This window comes from Bacillus sp. FSL K6-6038 (assembly GCF_038050455.1).
Lineage (GTDB): Bacteria > Bacillota > Bacilli > Bacillales > Bacillaceae_G > Bacillus_A > Bacillus_A pseudomycoides.
Window position 1 is genome coordinate 563,108 of record NZ_JBBOUH010000001.1, and the last position, 22,317, is coordinate 585,424.

Annotated in this window: 19 protein-coding genes; 12 read left to right on the top strand and 7 right to left on the bottom strand. The window is 34.7% G+C overall.

The features are described 5' to 3' along the window. Positions 1-195 precede the first annotated feature (195 nt). From NSQ40_RS02935 to NSQ40_RS02970, 8 genes are all read left to right on the top strand, one after another. Entirely contained in the window at positions 196-867 is a 672-nt protein-coding gene (locus tag NSQ40_RS02935) for a response regulator transcription factor (protein ID WP_258248432.1), read from the top strand. Continuing rightward, the gene (locus NSQ40_RS02940; RefSeq protein ID WP_033795867.1) at positions 864-2,135 is read left to right on the top strand and encodes a sensor histidine kinase; all 1,272 of its coding nucleotides are present in this window, start codon (positions 864-866) and stop codon (positions 2,133-2,135) included. The genes NSQ40_RS02935 and NSQ40_RS02940 overlap by 4 nt, the downstream gene beginning before the upstream one ends. A gap of 315 nt (positions 2,136-2,450) precedes the next feature. Beyond that, positions 2,451-3,236, top strand: coding sequence for a hypothetical protein (locus tag NSQ40_RS02945; RefSeq protein WP_050775690.1), 786 nt, complete (start codon positions 2,451-2,453; stop codon positions 3,234-3,236). Between the two features lie 21 nt (positions 3,237-3,257). Continuing rightward, positions 3,258-4,079: a C39 family peptidase gene (locus NSQ40_RS02950; protein WP_141521859.1), complete on the top strand. Its 822-nt coding sequence runs from the start codon at positions 3,258-3,260 to the stop codon at positions 4,077-4,079. 384 nt (positions 4,080-4,463) lie between these two features. Next, positions 4,464-6,071 (top strand): sensor histidine kinase, encoded by a 1,608-nt coding sequence (locus tag NSQ40_RS02955; protein ID WP_003194978.1) that lies wholly within the window; start codon positions 4,464-4,466, stop codon positions 6,069-6,071. After that, positions 6,068-6,775, top strand: a complete 708-nt coding sequence (locus NSQ40_RS02960) for a response regulator (protein WP_018765595.1) — start codon at positions 6,068-6,070, stop codon at positions 6,773-6,775. Before NSQ40_RS02955 ends, NSQ40_RS02960 begins: the two co-directional genes overlap by 4 nt. Before the next feature lie 122 nt (positions 6,776-6,897). Further along, complete coding sequence (locus NSQ40_RS02965; RefSeq protein ID WP_003194975.1) at positions 6,898-8,244, top strand: 2-hydroxycarboxylate transporter family protein; 1,347 nt, start codon at positions 6,898-6,900, stop codon at positions 8,242-8,244. Positions 8,245-8,312: 68 nt separating this feature from the next. Continuing rightward, on the top strand, positions 8,313-9,518 hold the full coding sequence (locus NSQ40_RS02970) for an NAD(P)-dependent malic enzyme (protein ID WP_003194973.1): 1,206 nt from the start codon (positions 8,313-8,315) through the stop codon (positions 9,516-9,518). Positions 9,519-9,843: 325 nt separating this feature from the next. Here the strand turns inward: NSQ40_RS02970 and NSQ40_RS02975 are convergent, their stop codons facing one another. Both NSQ40_RS02975 and NSQ40_RS02980 read right to left on the bottom strand, forming a co-directional pair. Beyond that, positions 9,844-10,383, bottom strand: a complete 540-nt coding sequence (locus tag NSQ40_RS02975; RefSeq protein ID WP_018765594.1) for a DUF4871 domain-containing protein — start codon at positions 10,381-10,383, stop codon at positions 9,844-9,846. A gap of 119 nt (positions 10,384-10,502) precedes the next feature. Continuing rightward, the gene (locus NSQ40_RS02980; RefSeq protein ID WP_097786929.1) at positions 10,503-11,429 is read right to left on the bottom strand and encodes a DMT family transporter; all 927 of its coding nucleotides are present in this window, start codon (positions 11,427-11,429) and stop codon (positions 10,503-10,505) included. A 119-nt stretch (positions 11,430-11,548) separates the two neighbouring features. On the opposite strand from NSQ40_RS02980, the gene pdxR reads away from it, so the two are divergent. Then, a complete protein-coding gene (gene pdxR, locus NSQ40_RS02985) occupies positions 11,549-12,946 on the top strand; it encodes a MocR-like pyridoxine biosynthesis transcription factor PdxR (protein WP_098609622.1) in 1,398 nt (465 codons plus the stop codon). Positions 12,947-12,988: 42 nt separating this feature from the next. Here pdxR and NSQ40_RS02990 read toward each other — a convergent pair whose 3' ends face one another. From NSQ40_RS02990 to NSQ40_RS03000, 3 genes are all read right to left on the bottom strand, one after another. Further along, positions 12,989-13,501 (bottom strand): GNAT family N-acetyltransferase, encoded by a 513-nt coding sequence (locus NSQ40_RS02990; protein ID WP_003194966.1) that lies wholly within the window; start codon positions 13,499-13,501, stop codon positions 12,989-12,991. A 191-nt stretch (positions 13,502-13,692) separates the two neighbouring features. Further along, a complete protein-coding gene (locus NSQ40_RS02995; RefSeq protein WP_003194963.1) occupies positions 13,693-15,069 on the bottom strand; it encodes a HAMP domain-containing sensor histidine kinase in 1,377 nt (458 codons plus the stop codon). A gap of 141 nt (positions 15,070-15,210) precedes the next feature. After that, positions 15,211-15,882 carry a response regulator transcription factor gene (locus NSQ40_RS03000; RefSeq protein ID WP_003194961.1) on the bottom strand — a complete coding sequence of 224 codons (672 nt, stop codon included), beginning with the start codon at positions 15,880-15,882 and terminating at the stop codon, positions 15,211-15,213. A gap of 337 nt (positions 15,883-16,219) precedes the next feature. On the opposite strand from NSQ40_RS03000, the gene NSQ40_RS03005 reads away from it, so the two are divergent. Then, positions 16,220-16,342, top strand: coding sequence for a hypothetical protein (locus NSQ40_RS03005; RefSeq protein ID WP_003194959.1), 123 nt, complete (start codon positions 16,220-16,222; stop codon positions 16,340-16,342). Positions 16,343-16,762: 420 nt separating this feature from the next. Here NSQ40_RS03005 and NSQ40_RS03010 read toward each other — a convergent pair whose 3' ends face one another. Together NSQ40_RS03010 and fdhD are read right to left on the bottom strand one after the other, a co-directional pair. After that, a complete protein-coding gene (locus NSQ40_RS03010; protein ID WP_258248433.1) occupies positions 16,763-17,269 on the bottom strand; it encodes a GNAT family N-acetyltransferase in 507 nt (168 codons plus the stop codon). A 318-nt stretch (positions 17,270-17,587) separates the two neighbouring features. Further along, the gene (gene fdhD / locus NSQ40_RS03015) at positions 17,588-18,397 is read right to left on the bottom strand and encodes a formate dehydrogenase accessory sulfurtransferase FdhD (RefSeq protein WP_018765589.1); all 810 of its coding nucleotides are present in this window, start codon (positions 18,395-18,397) and stop codon (positions 17,588-17,590) included. Positions 18,398-18,690: 293 nt separating this feature from the next. On the opposite strand from fdhD, the gene fdhF reads away from it, so the two are divergent. Both fdhF and NSQ40_RS03025 read left to right on the top strand, forming a co-directional pair. Continuing rightward, positions 18,691-21,633 (top strand): formate dehydrogenase subunit alpha, encoded by a 2,943-nt coding sequence (gene fdhF / locus NSQ40_RS03020; RefSeq protein WP_003194950.1) that lies wholly within the window; start codon positions 18,691-18,693, stop codon positions 21,631-21,633. A 12-nt stretch (positions 21,634-21,645) separates the two neighbouring features. Then, complete coding sequence (locus NSQ40_RS03025; protein WP_003194949.1) at positions 21,646-22,128, top strand: DUF1641 domain-containing protein; 483 nt, start codon at positions 21,646-21,648, stop codon at positions 22,126-22,128. Positions 22,129-22,317: the final 189 nt, after the last annotated feature.

The window sequence follows — 22,317 nt, forward strand, 5'->3', positions numbered from 1 at the left end:
TGTTCGGATACAAGCCTGGAAATCGTTTGGAAGTAAGGATAAGTATGTTGTGCTGCTCTCTTTTGTTATTATGAAAAATGGTAACAGTAATTATTTATCCCGCTATTCGCGGGCTACTAATAATCAGTGAGGGATGAAGAAAATCACCACCGATTAAAGTTTCACTTTATATTTGATGAAAGGTGAGAAAGTGGTATGCGCTTATTAGTTGTAGAAGATAATGCACCTTTATTGGAATCAATTACACAAATTTTATGTGATGAGTTTGAAGTTGATACAGCAATGAATGGAGAAGATGGTTTATTTTTGGCGTTACAAAATATTTATGATGTAATACTTCTTGATGTGATGTTACCGGTGATAGATGGTTTTGAAGTAATTCAAAGAATACGGAATGACAAAATTGAAACACCTGTCTTGTTTTTGACTGCTAAAGATTCTTTGGAAGACCGTGTGAAAGGATTAGATTTTGGAGGGGATGATTATTTAATAAAGCCATTTCAAGCTCCCGAGCTGAAAGCGAGAATTCGAGCTTTATTACGAAGAAGTGGTAATTTAACAACAAAGCAAACCATTAACTACCGTGGAATCGAGTTGTTCGGAAAGGACAAGGATATTCAAGTGGGTGGAGAAGCAATTAAATTAACATTAAAGCAATATGAACTTTTAGAGTACCTCATTCAAAATAGTGGAAAGATTTTAATGCGTGAACAAATCTTTGATCGCGTTTGGGGATTCGATTCAGATACAACGGTAGCCATTGTTGAAGTGTATGTTCATCATTTACGAAAAAAGTTGGAGCCATTTGGTTATCAAAAAGATATTCAAACCGTTCGCGGGATTGGGTATATGTTAAAAGAAAAATGAAAAATAAGAGTATGTTTCAAAGAACCCGCATTCAACTTACCGTGTTAAATTCATTAGTGTTTATTATATTAATTGGCATATTGGGAAGCGTTATTTATTCATATACACACGATCGAATTTATAAAGGGATAGATGATTCTATAAGGAATTTTATTGTTAAGCAGACAAAGAATAATAGATCGATGCAAAAACAGTTTGGTTTAAATAAAGATTTACGCATTGGAGATTCACGGATTCTCGTATTGAAATGGAACGAAAAGAATCAGTTGATAGATATGGAACCAAAATTTCGAGGTCCTAATTTTTGGGAAGAAAATCAATCTACGTTATTTCCGAAAAAATTTGGAGGGTTTCATGATATAGAGGTAGAAAGAAAAAGCTTTCGAACATGGGCGTTTCAAATAGATTTGGTATCTGGAGAAAAAGTGACATTTCAAATATTACGCGAAACAACAGCCGAAAAAGAGATGCTCCACACATTATTATTAATTATTATAATTGGATGCAGTATAGGAAGTTTATGTGCAATTGGGATGGGATTTTTCTTAGCTGGAAAAGCTCTTGTACCAATTCGTAATTCTTGGGAAAAGCAACAACAGTTTGTTTCTGATGCATCTCATGAATTAAGAACACCACTAGCGGTCATTCAATCTAAAACGGATGTATTATTTCAGTCTCCTTCCGCCACGATAGAGGAAAAGGCAATTGATATTTCTACAATTTCAAAGGAGTGTAGAAGGTTATCGAAGCTTGTTGCTAATTTATTATTATTAGCTCGTTCGGATTCGAATCAAATTGAAATGTATAAAAAGGAATTTGCATTAGATGAATTATTAACGGAAGTAGTAGATCCTTATACAGAAATTGCTGCGTATCAAGAGAAAAAGATGACATTGGAAATCGAATCTAAAGTATCTTTTATTGGTGATAGAGAACGAATTCATCAAATGGTGGTAATTTTATTAGACAATGCGATGAAATATACTGATGTGGGCGGAACGATTCAAGTAGCATGCATGCAAACCAATAGTTCAATTACGATTCAGGTAAAAGACAATGGAATTGGAATAAAAGAAGAAGAGATTCCAAAGTTATTTGACCGTTTTTATCAAGGAGATAAGGCAAGAACGAAGGCAGAAGGTGCTGGTTTAGGTCTTTCAATTGCCAGCTGGATTGTAGAAAAGCATCATGGGAAAATAAAAGTAGAGAGTAAAATGAATGAAGGTACTTGTTTTGAAGTGATTTTACCTAAAAATCAAAGAATATAAAGAAATTGGAGACGATCTTGTTTTTACAAGGTCGTCTTTTTGTTAAGGGAAAGTTAAGAAATATTTTTAATAATAGAGTTTACACAGAATGAGAAGGACAAAAGAGAGAAAAAGTAATCACTTTGTATTCTTTTTGAGGATAGCTAGATAGTTATGTTCATGGGTAATTTTAATAGGAACCGAATTGAGCATATCTTTTACGATAATGTGGGGAAAATGGAAGAGGAAGCATCAGAAGAAAATCACAGTGTAAGAAATGTAAAGGGGAGATGAAATTTGGAAAAGAAAAAGATAGTGTCATTATTTGTTATTGGAATGTTGAGTTTAAGCGTAATGGGAGGCGCATCCTCTTCTATGATGTCAAAAGGAAAAACGGACTTTGTTCAGCGCAGTAAAGAACAACTAAATGATGGGAAAATACATGTGGCACATACAGAGGAAAAAGCAAAAAAACTAGGAATTGAAACGGATGGTAAAGAACAAATCACAGTAGAAAAAGAAATTCATGAAACTGAAGTTGATCAGGAAGCAAAACAGCTAGGGATTCCTACTGAGGGAAAAGATGTGGGGGCTCTTTCAGAAGAAATCTATGAAACCAAAGTAAAAAAAGAAGCAGCGAATTTAGGAATAATAATAGATGATACATCTATTGTGGATTTAATAAATCAAATTAATACAATCAAGATCAATGATGAAGCAGATAAACTTGGGGTTTCAACCAAAGGAAAAGAAATAGAAGAGATTGCAACTGAGATTTATGGAACGAAAGTAAAGGAAGAAGCGAAACAGCTAGGGATTTCGCAAAAAGGAAAAGGTATAGAAGATTTGGCACAAGAAGTATACGAGGGGAAAATTCAGGCCGAAGCAAAAGAACTTCATATTGATTTATATGGTAAAGATATTTACCAAGTGCTAAGAGAAATAAATGAGCAGAAAGTAATACAAATTGCAGACGAGCTTGGCATAGATAGTACAAATACAAATATTCAACAGTTAACAGAGAAAATAAAAAAGGAACAACCTGAAAAGGGAAAAGAACTTGTCTTTTTACCTATGGTTCAAACAGATGCGGATGCATTTTATTCGTATTTAACGAATTAAAAAGGACGTGAAGATAGAAGAATGAAGCGAAAGTGGAAGGTGTATATATGTTTGATTGTATTAGGGATATTTATCTGTAGTGTATATATGAAACGGAGCGGCATAATGCCTGTTACTAAACGTGTAGAAAATGTAAAGAGAATCGTCTCAAACAAATTTGTTCAAAAGGAAAGCGGTAAGAATCAGCTTGTCACTCCAGTTGCGCAAGCAAAAAAGAAAAAGACGCTGGGGAATGCAGATGAAGAAAAAGTATTATTGCAAAATGTACCTTTTATCCAGCAGTTACCAGAGTTAGATAGAGGCTGCGAAGTAACTAGCTTAGCCATGATGTTACAGTACGCAGGTGTTTCAGTAGGTAAGATGACGTTGGCAGATGAAATACAGAAAGTTGCCTTTTCAAATGATGGTGTACGCGGTAATCCACATGAAGGGTTTGTAGGGAATATTTATACTTTTTCTGAATCAGGATATGGTGTGTATCATGAACCGCTTTTTCAGTTAGCAAATAAATACTTACCAAATCAAGTTGTTGATTTAACAGGTGAAAATATAAATGAAATTTATAAAACTGTAAAAGAGGGCAAGCCAGTTGTTATGATTACAAATGCAACATATGCTCCTTTGGATGAAAATGAATTTGATACATGGGAAACAGATGCAGGTAATGTCTCTATTACGTACAATGAACATTGTATTCTTCTTATTGGTTATGATAAGGAGTTAGTTTATATTCATGATCCGCTTAGTGATACTGCAAGTGTAAGTGTTCCACGCGAAAGCTTTGAACAGGCATGGATACAGATGGGGAGTCAAGCTATTAGTTATGTGCAAAATTCAAAGTGAATGGGACAGAAATGGAGTTAAGAAGAGAAAGTGATGATTATATTTAACAAAAACAAGAGGAATTCAGCATAATTTTTTATACTGAATTTCTCTTGTTTTTGTTTAGTTATACATCGGGAGATAGGAGAGAAAAACAATGATGAATATTTCTCGTTTGCAAAAATCGCTACCATTTATTATTTTACTGTTTGCGAACGGTAATATTCTCATCTCAAGATTCAGTAAAAACAAAGAAAATAGGTGGGAGATAAAATCCTCGTAAAATCCCGTTTGCTGAGGCATGATTAAAGTTCAGTTGTATTAAAAAACGTTGTATTCATAAAAAAGAATAAGTAAGATAGATTTCGCGTGTAGTAAAGAAGAAATAAGGGAGACAATAAAGGGATGAGAAAAAGAAAAAAATTGTTAAGTTTATGGAAAACGATTACGTTGCTGGTATGTACTGTTATTTTACTTTCTTTACTTGTAACAGATATATTAATTAGTCATAATGTCGAACGTACGACGGAAGAAAGTCAAGCTGAAAAAGCAAAAACAATCGCGCGTATTGTAGCAAATTCACCACTTGTAATTGATGCTTTAGCAGGAAGAAAAGATATATCTGAAATTCAAACGTATACAAATCGGTTGTTAAAAAATACAGATGTTCAATTTATCGTGGTCATGGATATGAATGGCATTCGCAAATCTCACCCAGATCCTCAAAAAATCGGCCATCACTTTGTAGGGGGGGATGAAGGGATAGCCTTAAAAGGAAAAGAGCATGTATCAATGGCAGAAGGAACATTGGGAATCTCTATGCGAGTGTTTGTACCTGTTTTTTCTGAAACGAGAGAACAAATGGGGGTTGTTGCTGTCGGAATTTCAGCTGATAATGTGCATGAGAGGATAAAAGAGAGTAGATACATTATTTATATCGGTGTCGGTGTTGGAATCTTAGTTGGAATTATAGGTGCTATTTTATTAGCTAGACATATTAAGAAAATTTTATTTGATCTTGAACCTAGCGAAATCGCAAAAATTTTAGAAGAACGGAATACGATGTTACAATCTGTTAAAGAAGGAATTATTGCTGTCGATAAAGATGCGAGAGTTACTTTAATTAATAACGAAGCGAAACGGTTATTTAAGAAAAGTGGTCTCGAAGAAGATTTTATTGGTAAAGATGTTGAGAAGTATATGCCCAACTCATGTATAAAAGAAGTGTTACAAACGGGGAAAGCACAATTGTATGAGGAACAAAATCTTTATGGAATTACCATTGTTACAAATAGAGTTCCTTTATATGTTAAAGGAGAAATTGTTGGTGCTATTGCAACATTTCGTGATAAAACAGAGATTAGGCAATTAGCAGAACAATTAACGGATATTCAACTTTATGCAGAAGCGCTCAGGGCACAATCTCATGAGTTTATGAATAAGATGCATGTTGTATTAGGGCTTACACATATGAAGCATTATGAACAATTAGAGACCTATATTAGTAACATGGTCTCGGAGCATCAATATGAAATTGGTGGTGTGATGCGAAAAATAAAAAATCCTGTATTTGCAGGATTTATGCTTGGTAAACTTAGTTACGCAAGGGAAAAGAGTATACAACTCATTGTAAGCGAAAATTCTTACTTACCAGAGCCATATGATGAAAGTATTATTCATGAACTCATTACAATTGTAGGAAATTTAATTGATAATGCATTAGATGCGGTGATAAATTGTCAATATAAGCGAGTAGATATTTCTATTCAATATCATGATAAGATGATTATCACAGTTAAAGATACAGGAGTTGGAATCCGGCAAGAAGAAATTGACAAATTATTTGTCAAAGGGTATTCCTCAAAAGGAGAAAATCGAGGATATGGTTTGTATCTTGTAAAGGATAGTTTAAAGCGAATAAATGGGGATATACAGGTAGAGTCTTTGTTAGGGAAGGGAACGACTATAACCATTGAAATACCATACAAAAGTAGGGATGAGATAGGGATATGATCAAAGTTTTGATTGTAGAAGATGATCCAATGGTAGCGATGTTAAATAAGCATTATTTAGAGCAAGTAGGAGGGTTTGAACTTGTTCATATAGCTAATTCTGTGAAAGAAGCAGTAGAGATATTAAAGGAATCGTCTATAGATTTCATATTGCTTGATATTTTTATGCCTGTTGATACAGGATTTGAATTGCTACTGCATATTCGGAATCAAGAAAAAGAAATTGATGTTATCATGATTTCAGCTGTGCATGATATGGGAAGTATTAAAAAAGCACTTCAATATGGGGTTGTTGATTATTTAATTAAACCATTTACATTTGAAAGGTTTAAGGAAGCATTAACCGCATATCGAGAAAAATTTATCTTTATGAAAGAACAGCAAAAAATTAGCCAGTCTGAATTAGATACGTTGATTTTACAAAAAGAAAAAGTAGAAACTTATGTGAATAAAGAGCTGCCAAAAGGGCTAACAAGACAAACATTACAGTTAATTTGGAAGCAAATAGAATCACTTCATGGACAAGCATTTACAACAGATGAAATGGCTCAATTAGTTGGAATTTCAAGGGTGTCTATTCGAAAGTATGTAATGTTCTTAACTGAAATTGGGGTTTTAGAAAATGAAATGGTTTATCAACATGTGGGGAGACCAGTAAGTAAATTACGATGCATCGATGAAAACAAAATACGTTTGTATGTATAAGCGGCTTATATAAGCCGCTTATACTTTTTTTAATTACAAAACTAATTACAAAACTTACAAAAACTATTTTTACTATTGAAAGCGTTTTAATATTGTAGATAAGAATATAAGGAGGTGCCTATATGGGGATTCAAAAAAAAGTGGAAGCGGTATCACCCGTGGAAACAACAGAGGTGGAACAAAAGTCTTTTGTTTCAAAAATTATGAATATTAAAATTGGTGTTATACCTTTACCGTTATATATCGTATTAGCAGCTATTATTTATGGAGCATCTGTATATAACAAATTACCTGCTGATATGATTGGTGGATTTGCAGTCATTATGATCATGGGGATTTTCTTAGGTGATATTGGGATGAGGATTCCGATTTTAAAAAATATTGGTGGACCAGCAATTCTTTCATTATTTATTCCATCTTTACTAGTGTTTTTTAATTGGATGAATCCAGCTTCAATGGAAGCAGCGACGATGCTAATGAAAAAGTCGAACTTTTTATATTTATATATTTCTTGTTTAGTAGTCGGAAGTGTTTTAGGAATGAACCGTAAAGTGTTAGTACAAGGGTTTGTTCGTATGTTTATTCCGTTAGTTGTAGGAACAATTGCTTCTATTGCAGTTGGATTATTAGTTGGATCATTATTTGGATTTGAAATGAAGCGAACGTTCTTCTTTATCATTGTACCAATTGTGAGCGGTGGTATCGGAGAAGGTATTTTACCACTTTCCTTAGCTTACAGTGACATTTTAAATCAATCATCAGCAACATTTGTATCTCAGCTTGTGCCAGCAGCGGTTATCGGAAATATGTTTGCGATTGTAAGCGCTGGATACATGAAGCGCTTAGGTGAGAAAAAACCAGAGCTTAGCGGTAATGGTGCATTGGTAAAAACAGGTGATCAAGATGAATTATTAAAAGAACAAAATACAGAAAAACCAATTGACTTCTCATTAATGGGAGCAGGTTTATTAATTGCATGTACGTTCTTTATTTTCGGTGGATTTGCTTCTAAATTTATTGGTATTCCAGGGGCAATCATTATGATCTTTTCAGCAGCACTTGTAAAATACTTTAAATTAATGCCAGCAAAAATGGAGCAAGGTGCATATCACTTATATAAATTTATTTCGACAAGCTTAACGTGGCCATTAATGGTTGGTTTAGGATTGTTATATATCCCATTAAAAGATGTAGCAGCTGTTCTTTCAGTTGGATATGTTGTGGTGTGTGCATCAGTAGTATTAACAATGATAACGACTGGTTTCCTTGTTGGGAAAGTCATGAAAATGTACCCAGTTGAATCTGCGATTGTAACAGGATGCCATAGCGGATTAGGCGGAACTGGAGACGTTGCGATTTTATCAGCTTCAAATCGTATGGAATTAATGCCATTTGCGCAAATTTCCACGCGTTTGGGCGGTGCTGCAATGGTCGTAACAGCAACAATTTTATTAAAAATGTTTTCGTAAATTATTATCATACAAGCTAGCTATGTAAAAACGTAGCTAGCTTGTCAAATTAGGAGGAGCTTATTTATATGTTAGAAAGTCAAATTAATGAACGTTCATTATTACTTCATAAAGAATTGGTAGGGAAAATTGAAATTACAAGTAAAGTAGAAGTAAATTCAGCAGATGATTTAAGTTTGACATATACACCAGGAGTGGCTGAGTCTTGTAAAGCGATCGCTGCAGATGAAGAAACAGCTTATGACTATACAGCGCGCGGTAATATGGTTGCAGTTGTTTCGGATGGAACAGCAGTACTTGGATTAGGTGATATTGGCCCGAAAGCAGCTATGCCTGTTATGGAAGGAAAAAGTATTTTATTTAAAAAGTTTGCGAATGTAGATGCATTTCCGCTTTGTCTTGGAACGACTGATGTAGATGAAATCGTAACCATTGTTAAAAACTTAGAACCTACATTTGCAGGTATTAATTTAGAAGATATTGCAGCGCCGCGCTGTTTTGAAATTGAAAAGCGCTTAAAAGAAGAAACAAATATTCCGGTGTTTCATGATGACCAACATGGAACAGCAATTGTTGTTTTAGCTGCGGTTATTAATGCGTTAAAAGTTGTAAACAAACAGATGGATGCAGTGAAAATTGTCATTAATGGTGCTGGTTCGGCAGGGATAGCAATTGCTAAATTACTGTTACAAGCTGGAGCGCAGCATATTACATTAGTAAGTTTAGAAGGAATTGTTTGTGAGGGTGAATCATGGATGAATCCGGCACAAATAGAGATTGCAAAGAAAACAAATCGCGAATATATACGTGGAACATTAAAAGAAGCGATTCATGAAGCAGACATTTTTATCGGTGTATCTGCTCCTAATGTGTTAACCACAGAACTTGTACAGACAATGAGTGAAAAACCAATTGTGTTTGCAATGGCGAATCCAATCCCAGAAATATACCCAGAGGATGCACTAAAGGCTGGTGCTGTTGTAGTTGGAACAGGGCGTTCTGATTATCCAAACCAAGTAAATAACGTGTTGGCATTTCCTGGTATATTCCGTGGGGCATTAGATGTACGTGCAACAGATGTTACAGAGGAAATGAAATTAGCTGCAGCATATGGGATCGCTAACATCATTACTGATGAAGAACGTAATGAAAACTATGTAATTCCGAATCCGCTAGATAAAAGAGTTGTCCCAAGTGTTGCAGCTGCAGTAGCAAAAGCAGCAATTGAATCAGGAGTAGCGCAAATTACAAAAATGCCAAGTTATTTAAAATAATAATAAAAAAGCAGTGCCATCTTCTTAGAAGGGCGCTGCTTTTTTAGTGAGATAAGAGATCAAAACAATAAAGAAATCGTACTCCCGCTTATTGTTTTATATGATTAGTAATAAATATTTCGCTCTGCATTATTTATTCAACTCCATTGCAACTTGCTTTCCATTTACGAAAACCTCTACCACTGCCACTACAACATCCATCACTTTTTTCATCTCTCATCTCTCCTTGTTTGTTGTTGCATTTCTTATTTTTAGTATAAGAGAGAGAGGGAGATACAACTATCGAAGTAGATGACATAAGAATTACATTGTTGTAAGGAAGAAATTAAGCTTTGTCACTCTTTTCTACATGAATAACAATTTGCTCATAATATTTCTCATCAATATATACATTTAATACCCATAATCCGGGGGAAGGCAGTGACATAAGAAGAGGTAGTTCTTCTGTATTTGAATGAATGGGAGTAGGAGTAGTCCAAGTCTGTTCGGAAGCTTCATCTGGAAAGAGTACGGGAGTGGGTGTTGTAGATCCTTGTTTTAGAGCAATAATAGATAGTTTACCAGATGGCATTTGTGGATCGAGGAAGAACCACATCTGTTTATTTTTCTCATTGGCAATGAAAGTACTATCTGCAATTGCAATCTTTCCTTCAATGCCTTTTAACGGCATCTTTCCTTCTACAAAGGAAGGGCTTTCTTGCCAGTAAACATCCTTTAAGACACTAAGGTGAAAAAAGGTGGGTGCGTTAGTTTGAGGTTTAGAGATTTCGGTTATTTCTTTTATCGGTTCCTTGGAATTTTGCCCTAGTGAGGTACAGCCAGTGATGATACAGGAGAAAAGTAGCACGGTTCCAATTTTTTTCATCTTGCCACACTCCTATTTTTCATAGTTAGTGTAATTGTATTTGCTAGAAGACAGGACAATTCCTTTTAATTCATAAAAAGAGGTCATAAGTTTAGTATGACCTCTTTTGACATTTTGTACTATATTTGTTCAGTTGTAAATGTAGGCTCTGCATCTTTTTCTGGCATTGTTAAGAAAATAACAGCAATGACGATACACACACCGCCTAGTAATTGGTATGCTCCGAAAGATTCTTTTAGCCAAGTGATGGAAACAATGGCTGCTACAAGCGGTTCAATACTAGATAAAATACTTGTCTCTGTTGCTGATAAATATTTTAGACTACCAATGTAAAGAAGGAAAGAAAGTGTTCCACTTACAATGATTAGAATTAGCATAGAGAATGTTTGCAATGTAAAGGTTTGTGAAAGTTGTTTCCATTCGAAGGAGAGATTACAAATAAATAGTGCAAGACCCCCGATTAACATACCCCAGCCAATAATAAGAGTCGTCCCCCATTGTTTAATAAGGGAAGCTGGGTGCAGCGTGTAAAAGGCAAAACCAATTGCTGTTAACAGACCAAATAAAATCGCTTCTTTCGATAAGACAATATTTTGGGCGGATCCATTTGTAATGATAAAGTATGTTCCTGTCAGGGCAGAGACAATTGCCAATACTTGCATAATGGAAGGAAGCTTTTTATGTTGCACTGCAACATAAATAGTAATGAGAACTGGCCCTAAAAATTGAAATAGAGTAGCAGTAACAGCGTTGCTAATATGCACTGTTTCGATAAAAGCATACTGTGCGCCAAGCATCCCAAGAATAGAGAAAATGATAAGTTGTAAAAGATGGCGTGGGTGTTGCCAAATACGAAATATATTTTGTTTTTTGGTAAGTAAGAAACATAAAATAAAGACCCCAGCAAGCAATAGGCGAATTACTAAAAAATCGATAGATGATACCTTAGTATGTTGAAAAAGCCACTGAATCATCGGACCTGATACTCCCCATAAAGTAGCTCCTGTAATAATCATAATGAGACCGAGTCGTCTGTTATTGTTCATCATCATGATGCTCCTTTCTAAGATTGATTTTTTAAAATTTACATGATAGAAGGAATTATATATAACTTCTGGTACTATAAAAAGTATCAATAATTCATTTTATAAAGGGGTCAGATTTCATGTTAGAATTAACACCAAATTTGAATATGGAGGAAAAAATCCCACTGTATGTACAGTTATACGAGTATATAAAAGCAGAAATAAGAAGTGGAAAAATCCCTCCTTTGACGAAGCTCCCAGCAAAAAGAAAGTTAGCGGCGCATTTAGAGGTAAGTAAAAATACAGTGGAATCGGCATATGAACAGCTTCTTGCAGAAGGATATATTGAATCAGTTTCACGTAAGGGGTATTTTGTATGTGAAATTGAACAAATGATATATACAGTGAAAAAAAGAGAAGTTGTTAAGGAAGTACTGCATAGGGAACAGAAATATAAATATGATTTTACACAAACAGGTGTAGATGTAAATGCATTTCCATTCTCGGTTTATCGGAAGATTTCAAACGAGGTATGGCAACTAGAAAATAAGGATCTACTCTTTCTTGGCCATCCCCAAGGTGAAGCGAGTTTGCGTGAAGAGATGGCGAAATATTTATATGAATCAAGAGGTGTGAGATGTTCAGCAAGTCAAATTGTAATAGGGGCCGGAACACAATTTTTAATAAGAATGTTGTTTCAGCTGCTAAAGGGAAGTCATTTTGCAGTTGAAAATCCAGGATATCACCGGAAATTGGTTACCTTTGAGAAAGGAGAAGAAAATGTTCAGATGCTCTCGCTTGATGAGGATGGGATTTGTATTTCAGATTTAGAAGGTAGTAATGCAAATGTTGTGTTCGTTACTCCATCTCATCAATTTCCGTGTGGAATGATTATGCCAATTAAAAGAAGGATGCAACTATTACAATGGGCACAAGGGGAGCGTGGACGTTATATTATCGAAGATGATTATGATAGTGAGTTTCGTTACTCTGGAAAGCCGATTCCAGCATTGCAAGGGCTTGATACAGAGGGAAATGTAATTTATATGGGAACATTTTCAAAAGCATTGCTTCCATCATTACGTATGAGCTACATGGTGCTGCCTAAACAGCTAATTGAGTTGTATCAAACACAATATTTATTTTATACACAAAGTGTTTCAAGAATCGATCAAGAAATCATTAGAAGGTTTTTAAATGAAGGATATTGGGAAAAACATATTCATAAGATGCGAGTCGTTTATCGGAAAAAGAGAGATGCTCTTGTCTCAGCGATAGAAAGGTACTTTTCTAATAAGGTGGAAGTAATCGGAGAAGATTCTGGCTTACATATCTTATTAAAGGTTCACAATAAAATGTTAGAAGAAGAATTAATAAAAAGAGCAGCTGAAAATAGTATAAAAGTATATCCAGTTTCTATGTACTATAAAGAAGGGACTACTTCAAAAAATACAGTTTTACTTGGGTTTGCTATTTTATCAGAGGCAGAGATTGAAGAGGCAATTCAGTTGTTATATAATGCGTGGTTTGCAATGTAAAATGGTAATAAAAAAATCCTCATATACTTGAGGATTTTTTTATTAGTTTTCTTCATCTAAGAATAAAACCATATGCTCTTCATCCCAGTACTGGCCGTTATATTTTAAAGAGCGCTCTTGTACACCAAATGTTTTAAATCCTAATGATTCGTAAAGTTTTTTTGCACCATCGTTTCCGACAACAACATCAAGCATAACTTGTTCTACTTCTAATGTTTTTGCAAGTTCAATACACTCTTTAATGAGGGATTTTCCTGCTCCAAGTCCACGTGCTTTTGGAGATACATATACTGAGCCGATTTTTGCTTTATGCTCTTGTTTCACGTATGGTTTCGTTTCCAAGGTTGCAACCCCGATTAATTTATCGTCATTAAATGCACCTAGTGTATAGTTTTCATCTTGTGCTAATTTCTGTGCTTTATACTCAATCGGGCATTCTTTATTAATAATATCTTCATAAGAAGAACTAAAAGCCTCTGGATTTTGTTTTAATCCTTCTACACGAAGTTCTAAGTAAATTTCTGCCTCTTGTTTTGTTAATACATGGATTTCCAATCGTATCACCCTCCGAACCTTTCACAGTTGTATTTACATTTTATATTGAAATAAGAATAATTTCAAAAGGTCAGCTCGTACTAGTAGTATTTTAATGTGTTTACTAATGATTTGCGAATAAATATTGGCTATTAATATAATATCACCAGCAGTTTTGAAGTAAAGACACTACTGGTGATTTAACGTACATATTATTCAATTGGTAATTCAATAATAAATTCAGTTCCAATTCTTAACTTACTTTTTACTTGAATGGAGCCGCTGTGTAATTCAACAATTTCTTTTGCAACAGCTAGACCGATTCCTTTCCCCCCTGTAGCTCGAGTTCTTGATTTATCAACTCGATAAAAACGATCAAAAATATGTGGAATATCTTCCTGTGGAATACCTTCTCCTTCATCTTGCACACTTATAGAAAAAGTATTCTCATTTTGTGATGCGTGTACAGTAATAATTGATTGTTCATAAGAATGCTGATAGGCGTTGTGTAATAAATTTAGCATAACTTGTTCCATTCGGCGTTCATCCATACATACATCGAGGTTATCTACACAGTAGAACTTAATTTTCATTTGTTTTTTAGCAAGTGTAGTTTTTGTTTTTTCAATCATGCGCTCTAGAAAAGGCAAGAGTGGAACTTTTTGTTTTTTTATAATAAATTGATGTTGTTCTAGCTGAACAAGATCGAATAAATCTTGAACGAGTCCTGTTACACTATCGGTTTCATCTTCGATAATTTGTAGGTATTCTTCACGTTCTTCTTTAGATAAAGAATCTCTTTTAGCAACTTTCGCATAACCTTTCATATACGTGAGTGGTGTGAGCAGTTCGTGTGCTACACTTGCAAGAAATTCATTTCTTTCTTTTTTCATGTAGGCTAATTCACTGGATAATTCTTCAATTGTTGTTGCTAAACTACCGAGTTCATCATTGCGTTTAATTCCTAATTTAATTGGTTTATTCAGCTTTAACATTTTTTCTGTTGCACGTTTCATTTTAATAAGAGGATCGGTAATGACACGAGAAAAGATAAATACAGAAATGGTTGTTAAAATAAGAGTTAGTATACCAATAATAATAAATTGACGTGTTAAACGAAGAATCATTTTTTCTAAGAAGGCTGTATCTAAAAACATATGTACATACCCAGCTATTTGTCTATGAATGATAATTGGCGTTGCTGTTGAAATAAATTTCGATGTTTTCCAATTTTTCTCAACCAAAGTTCCATCTATTGAAGTACAGTTTATTTTGGAAGCAAGTTGCTTTTTCATTTCTTGTGTTACCGGATCAGAAGAGGAAAGGATTTGCCCATTAGTGTCTGTTATGACTAACTTTGTATCTGAATTAGAATGTGATTCCATTGCTGCAGCATGTTCAAAAGCTCGTGGCCCATAACGTCTTGAAATAAAGTTACTATAGCGCTTTCCTTTTTCTAAAAGGGCGGATTTTTCTTCCTCGATACGCATGTTCGCCAGACTTGTATGACAAGATACAAAGGCAATTGTTTCAATACATAAAGCTAATATTAAGAAATATGTACCAATTTTGAGCGAAAGTTTGTTCATTTTTTCACCATACCTTTATTTCACATTAATGGCCAGCGGAAGAAATCTCACCACTGACCAAAGTTTTATCACGTGTTGTTTAACTAATTCTAAGTGTGAGGTGAGTCATGTCCCACTTAGAAAAGTTTCGCATTATTATTTTCATTCGCTTTTCCACTTATATCCCACTTTATAGATAGTCTCTAAGTATTTTTCAACAGGAAAGTCTTTTTTTCGTAATTTATCACGGATATTGCGAATATGTGAGTCAACAGTACGATATTCAATATCTGTTTGATAACCCCATATTTTTTCAATTAAATCATCACGGCTATAAGCTCGGTTTGTATTTTGTAAAAACAGTCCTAGTAATGAAAACTCGATAGGTGTAAGGGGAATTTTCTCGCTGTAAACAGTAACAGTATGTTTTGTTTTATCCCATTCAATGCCATTGAAGCTTATAAAACCATCCTTTTTTGTTCGGCGCAGTACAGCTTCAATTCGTGCAACTAGTACTTGTTCGTCAAAAGGTTTTGTAATATAATCATCGGCTCCCATTGTAAGTCCTTTTACCATATCGTAGTTTTGATTACGAGCTGTTAACATTATGATTGGAACATTGCTGATTTGACGGATTTGATAACATGTATCCCATCCATCCATATTGGGCATCATCACATCTAATAAAATGATATCGAAGTTCTTTTGTTGAATTAGTTCAAGAGCTTCTATACCTGAATTGGCTTTCATACAAAAATAACCACGTGGGCTCAAAAATAAATCTAACAATCGCAACATGCGTTCTTCATCGTCTACTAATAAGATTTTAATCATAGTCTTGTGCACCTCAAAACATTCATTCTACTTTGTATAGTTTACATGAAAATAATAAAAAACTCTGTTTACGTGATTGAATTGTAGTGTATTTTTTCTACTAAGGCAATTGACATAAAAAATGCACTACTTTTGCACAACTCTTTTTTATAATAGAAAGCGTAGCGACACAAAATACCCTATGTTGCGACATAACGTCATGTCATTTTATTTATAAAATGACAATTCCATTCTATTGTGTATGTGAGATAGTGAGGAATTTCGTATTCACCTCGCATCGGATAAGGAAAATCTCCTATCTCACACTTTTTTTATTGTTATAAAGGGGACTATACACGTGAGTAAAAAAGAAGAACGTTTACAAAAAGATAAACAAGAGCGCAATGCTATTGTGATGTGTATTGCCGTATCTATGCTAATTATTGTGACGTGTGCTAATAAATTTTTCGGAATTCTATAATAGATGTAAAGGCTCATTGTTTCATTTTGAGAAACAATGAGCTTTTTTATTTGTACGTAAAAATCCCCTGTATGCTATGTACAGGGGATTTTTGTATAGGAAGGAATCAAAAAATGATAGAAGCTTTATACAATAAACCAAGGAAGAATTGCTAATCCTGAAGTGACGATTATTGTACCAAAAATGAACAAAATAAGATGTTTGTGCTGTTTCATATCTGTTATTCCTCCAATTACTGATTTCATTCTATTACTTCTATTATTTTTTCATCTCTCATGTCTTTTTGTTGTGATTTCGTACTTTTAGTATAGCGAAGAGGAGGGAATAGAACCATTCAATAAGATGACGGGAACATTACATTGTTGTAAGAAAAAACACCTTTATCGAAAGGTGTTTTTTATATAAATTGATGCTATACAATTAGTCATTTAAAAATAAAACCATATGTTCTTCATCCCAATACTGTCCATTGTGCTTTAAGGCACGTTCTTGTACGCCATACGTTTGGAAGCCAAGCGATTCGTATAATTTTTTCGCAGCTTCATTTCCCATAACAACATCAAGCATGAGCTGTTCAACATGTAGTTTATATGCATTTTCAATAATAGCTTTTATTAATGCACGTCCAGCTCCAAGACCACGAGCTTTTGGAGAGACATAAACAGAGCCGATTTTTGCTTTATGTTCTTGTTTAATAAATGACTTTGTTTCTAATGTAGCAATTCCAATTAAATCATTATCTTTAAAGACACCAATTGTATATTTATTAGGGTTATCTAACCGTTTTACCATTGCAGCAACAGGATCCTCATGTTTTAATACATCTTCATAAGAGGAACTAAAGGCTTCTGGATTTTGTGTTAATCCTTCCATACACACTTTTAAATAAATTTTTGCATCCTCTTTTGTTAATAAACGAATTTCCATAGCTGTAACCTCCTCAGTTTATCCTGCTTTATAGGAAAATAAATAATCTGCTTTAATATTTAAAGAAGAAATTTGTAATCCGTAAGGGTCTGATGATTATATTGATAGAACATCTACTGTGTATTCATAAACATATTCTGTACGTATTCTTTCTTAATTTGTAAAAGAATAAGAAGATATATGCGAGGAAGACAGGTGTCTTCATTTGTTTTTTAGTAATTCACTTTATGTAATGAAATTATATATTAACTTTATTAACTATTCAACAAATAAATATATTCCATTTTTATAACTAAAAAACGATCCCTTTAGCAGGAATCATTTTGTTTCTGGTATATATCCTTCAACTCGTTCTGGATGAGTATAAATATTACAGGAGTCATTACGAATAAACCCAACTACAGTAATGCCTAAATCATGAGCGAGCTGTAATGCTAATTTTGTGGGAGCTGATTTAGAAAGAACAATTTCGCAACCGATTTTAGAAACTTTGAGTAAAATTTCAGATGAAATACGACCGCTAAATGCGATGATTTTTCCTTTGACAGATATGTTATTACGTAAACAATGACCATATATTTTATCTAATGCGTTATGTCTTCCAATATCCATTCTTGATATGAGAACGGTATTTCGATCGCACAGGGCGGTATTATGAACCCCGCCTGTTTGACGAAACGTAGTAGAAGATTGCTGTAAGGTGCTCATTAAATGAAAGCATTCTTCTGGAGTAATTGTTACATGTATATCATGTAAAGTTTTTGCTTTTGCTGCATCGTTTACAAAAACAAACCCTTGTCTACTTTTGCCGCAACAAGAAGTGACATATCGTTTGTTATATAGCGTTTGATAGAGTGGATTGATTTGTGATGTTTTTACATGAGCAACCCCTTTGTCTTTCTGTATCCATAACTCATCAATGTTCTCATAAGAAGCAATAATTCCTTCAGAAATTAAAAAACCTATTATCATATCTTCAATATAATTTGGAGTGCATACAACTGTTACATATTCTTCTCCGTTTAATTTAATTGTTACAGGGGATTCTGTAACAACTTCATCTTCTCGTTCGGAAAAGGCTCCTCCTTGATAACGTATCATTTTATATGTTTCTTGGACAGGCTCCATACTATTTTCCCCTTCGTATGTATTTTTCTTCCTATTCATCATAAAACATTGAAAATATAAAAGCATCCGTTATCTATATTATCAGAAGATTATTTGGTGATTATTGTATATGTGAGATATAATAGAGTAGTAGAATAGTGTCATTTTAGGCTTTTGTAGTATACCTTATAGCATCAAGAATCGACTTCTAAGATAGGATTTCAACAGAGCGTTTCAAAAAATGTACAGCAATATAGTTTTGAAAACGGATTCAAAACTATATTGTACAGTTAGTTGTAAGGAGAGGGGAAACTATGGCAGAACAAACGGTTCGTGTAACCGTAGATGGAAAGGAATTTCTTTCATCTGGTGAAAAGACGATACTGCAATTATTTAACGAAAGTAATTTAGAGCACCCACAAATTTGTCACGTACCAGAGGTTGATCCAATTCAAACTTGTGATACATGTATTGTAGAAGTGGATGGAAAATTAATGCGTGCTTGTTCAACGAAATTAGAAAATGGTATGCATATCGAAAGACAATCAGCGCGCGCAAAAGAAGCACAAACGGAAGCGATGGATCGAATATTAGAGAATCATTTATTGTATTGTACAGTATGTGATAATAATAACGGGAACTGTAAAGTCCATAATACGGTACATATGATGGGAATTGAAGAACAGAAATATCCATATGAACCGAAAGTTAGTGCAAAAGAAGTGGATATGACTCATCCATTTTATCGTTACGATCCCAATCAATGTATTGCTTGTGGACAATGTGTAGAAGTATGTCAGAATTTACAAGTAAACGAAACATTATCGATTGATTGGAGTTTAGATCGTCCGCGTGTTATTTGGGATAATGGGGTGAGTATTAACGATTCCTCTTGTGTTAGTTGCGGACAATGTGTAACAGTTTGCCCTTGTAACGCATTAATGGAAAAATCTATGCTTGGGGAAGCTGGATTCATGACTGGATTGAAACCAAATGTTTTAGACCCAATGATTGATTTTGTAAAGGATGTAGAACCTGGATATAGTAGTATTTTAGCAGTTTCAGAAGTTGAATCTGCAATGCGTGCAACGAAGATTAATAAGACGAAAACAGTTTGTACATTTTGCGGTGTAGGCTGTTCGTTTGAAGTGTGGACGAAGGATCGTCAAATTTTAAAAGTACAACCTGTATCAGACGCACCAGTAAACGGAATTTCTACATGTGTGAAAGGAAAGTTCGGATGGGACTTTGTAAACAGTGAAGACCGTATTACGAAGCCTTTGATTCGTCAAGGGGATATGTTCGTTGAAGCATCATGGGAAGAAGCATTAGAAGTTGTTGCGTCCAATATGCAACATATTAAATCGGAACATGGTAGTGATGCATTTGGCTTTATCTCTTCTTCAAAAGTAACAAATGAAGAAAACTATTTAATGCAAAAGTTAGCTCGTCAAATATATGGAACAAATAATGTGGATAACTGTTCTCGTTACTGTCAATCGCCAGCAACAGATGGTTTATTTAAAACTGTTGGTATGGGCGGTGACGCTGGGACAGTGAAAGATATTGCTGAGGCAGGACTAGTCATTGTTGTCGGTGCAAACCCGACAGAGGGACATCCAGTACTTGCAACACGTGTAAAACGTGCTCACAAATTGCATGAACAAAAACTAATTGTAGCGGACCTTCGCAAACATGAAATGGCAGAGCGTGCTGATTTGTTTGTTCATCCGCGCCAAGGAACTGACTATGTATGGCTTGCTGGTGTAACAAAATATATTATTGATCAAGATTGGCATGATAAAAAATTCTTAGATGAAAATGTGAAGAATTTTGATGAATATAGCAAGATGTTAGAAAAATATACACTTGATTATACGGAAAGTATTACAGGTATTTCTAAAGATACATTAAAAGAAATGGCTCGTATGGTATATGAAGCAGATGGTACTTGTATACTTTGGGGTATGGGTGTTACACAAAATACAGGAGGAAGTACAACATCTGCAGCGATTTCAAACTTACTTCTTGTAACAGGTAACTATCGTCGCCCGGGTGCAGGTGCATATCCACTCCGCGGACATAATAATGTACAAGGTGCTTGTGATATGGCAACATTACCAAACTGGCTTCCAGGTTATCAAGCGGTATCGGATGATGCAATGCGTGCGAAATTTGAAAAAGCATATGGAACTACGATTCCGAAAGAGCCAGGGCTAAATAACATTGCGATGCTACTTGCAGCAGAAGAAGGAAAATTGCGTGGTATGTATGTTATGGGAGAAGAAATGGCTTTAGTAGATTCAAATGCAAATCATGTACAGCATATTTTAGCAAATCTTGATTTCCTTGTTGTTCAAGATATGTTCTTATCAAAAACAGCGCGCTTTGCGGATGTTATTTTACCAGCAGCACCAAGTTTAGAAAAAGAGGGAACATTTACAAATACAGAGCGCCGTATTCAACGTTTATATGAAGTTATGAAACCGCTTGGTGATTCTAAACCAGACTGGTGGATTTTACAAAAAGTAGCACGTGTACTTGGTGGGGATTGGAATTATGAGAACCCAAGTGAAATTATGGATGAAATTGCATCACTTGCGCCGCTCTATTCACAAGCAACATATGATCGTTTAGAAGGATGGAACAGTTTATGCTGGGGAAGTCATGACGGTAGTGATACACCGTTATTATATGTCGATGGTTTTAATTTCCCTGATAAAAAAGCCCGTCTTTCACTAGATGAATGGGTGCCGCCAGTTGTAGCGCCAGAAGACTACGATTTATTATTAAATAATGGTCGCATGTTAGAACATTTCCATGAAGGAAATATGACAAATAAATCAGTGGGGATTCTATCCAAAATTTCTGAGGTGTTTGTTGAGATTTCACCTGAGCTTGCTACTGAGCGGAATGTGAAAGATGGTGGCCTTGTAGAACTGACATCACCGTTTGGGAAAATCAAAGTACAGGCACTTATTACAGATCGTGTGACTGGAAACGAGTTATATTTACCGATGCATGCGACAGTAAATGAAGAAGCGATTAATATTTTAACAGGAACAGCGACAGACCTATATACGTGTACACCGGCTTATAAACAAACGATGGTGAAAATGCGTGTACTACGTGAAAAAGGAAATCGTCCACTTCCTGCTTCAAACCCAAGAGATAAAAAGCGTCATCCGCAAAATGGTGTTGAAATTCAGCAGAAATGGCAGAGAAAGCAGTACGTATCACTTGTGGATCAGAACTAGGGGGCGAAGAACGTGGCAAAAGAAATTACATTGATTCAGAAAAAGGTCATTACAGAAGCAGAAAAGAAACAACAGTTATCAGATGAACTGCTAACCCAATTAGCTGAGAATCGTGAAGCGGTAGAAGAGACGATGCAATTGTTAGCACAGTTGCAACAAGCTGGCATATTAGATGCAGCAATTAGTTTGCTTGCTGCAAAAGAAGATGTTTCTAAAATTGCTGTTGAGCAATTAAATCGTGAACCGGTAAAAAATGCATTAAATAATATGATGGGGGCAGGAGAAGCGCTATCTTCTGTTGATCCAGAAGTAACAAAACAGGTGACATCGAGTTTAGTTACAGGATTACAATTTGCAACAGACGAATTAAAAAAGGGTAAGAAAACAAAGGTTATGGACTTCTTTAAAGTATTAAAAGACCCGGATATTAACAGAGCCATTACTTTTGGATTTAGCTTTTTAAAAGCATTTGGACAAGGATTAGAGAAAAAATAAGGTAAAATTTTAGTCAGTGGGGGTCTTACTGACCGTCAATAGTGTGGTGAAAATGAGAAAGAGTGATGGGGGTGTGCCTGTCACTCTTTTTGGGATGTATAAGAGTGTTCGTATTAAGCGGAATATATTATTATAAAAAAGATGGATTTGAAATAGAAATATGGAATCCATCTCAAATATAGTGTTAGA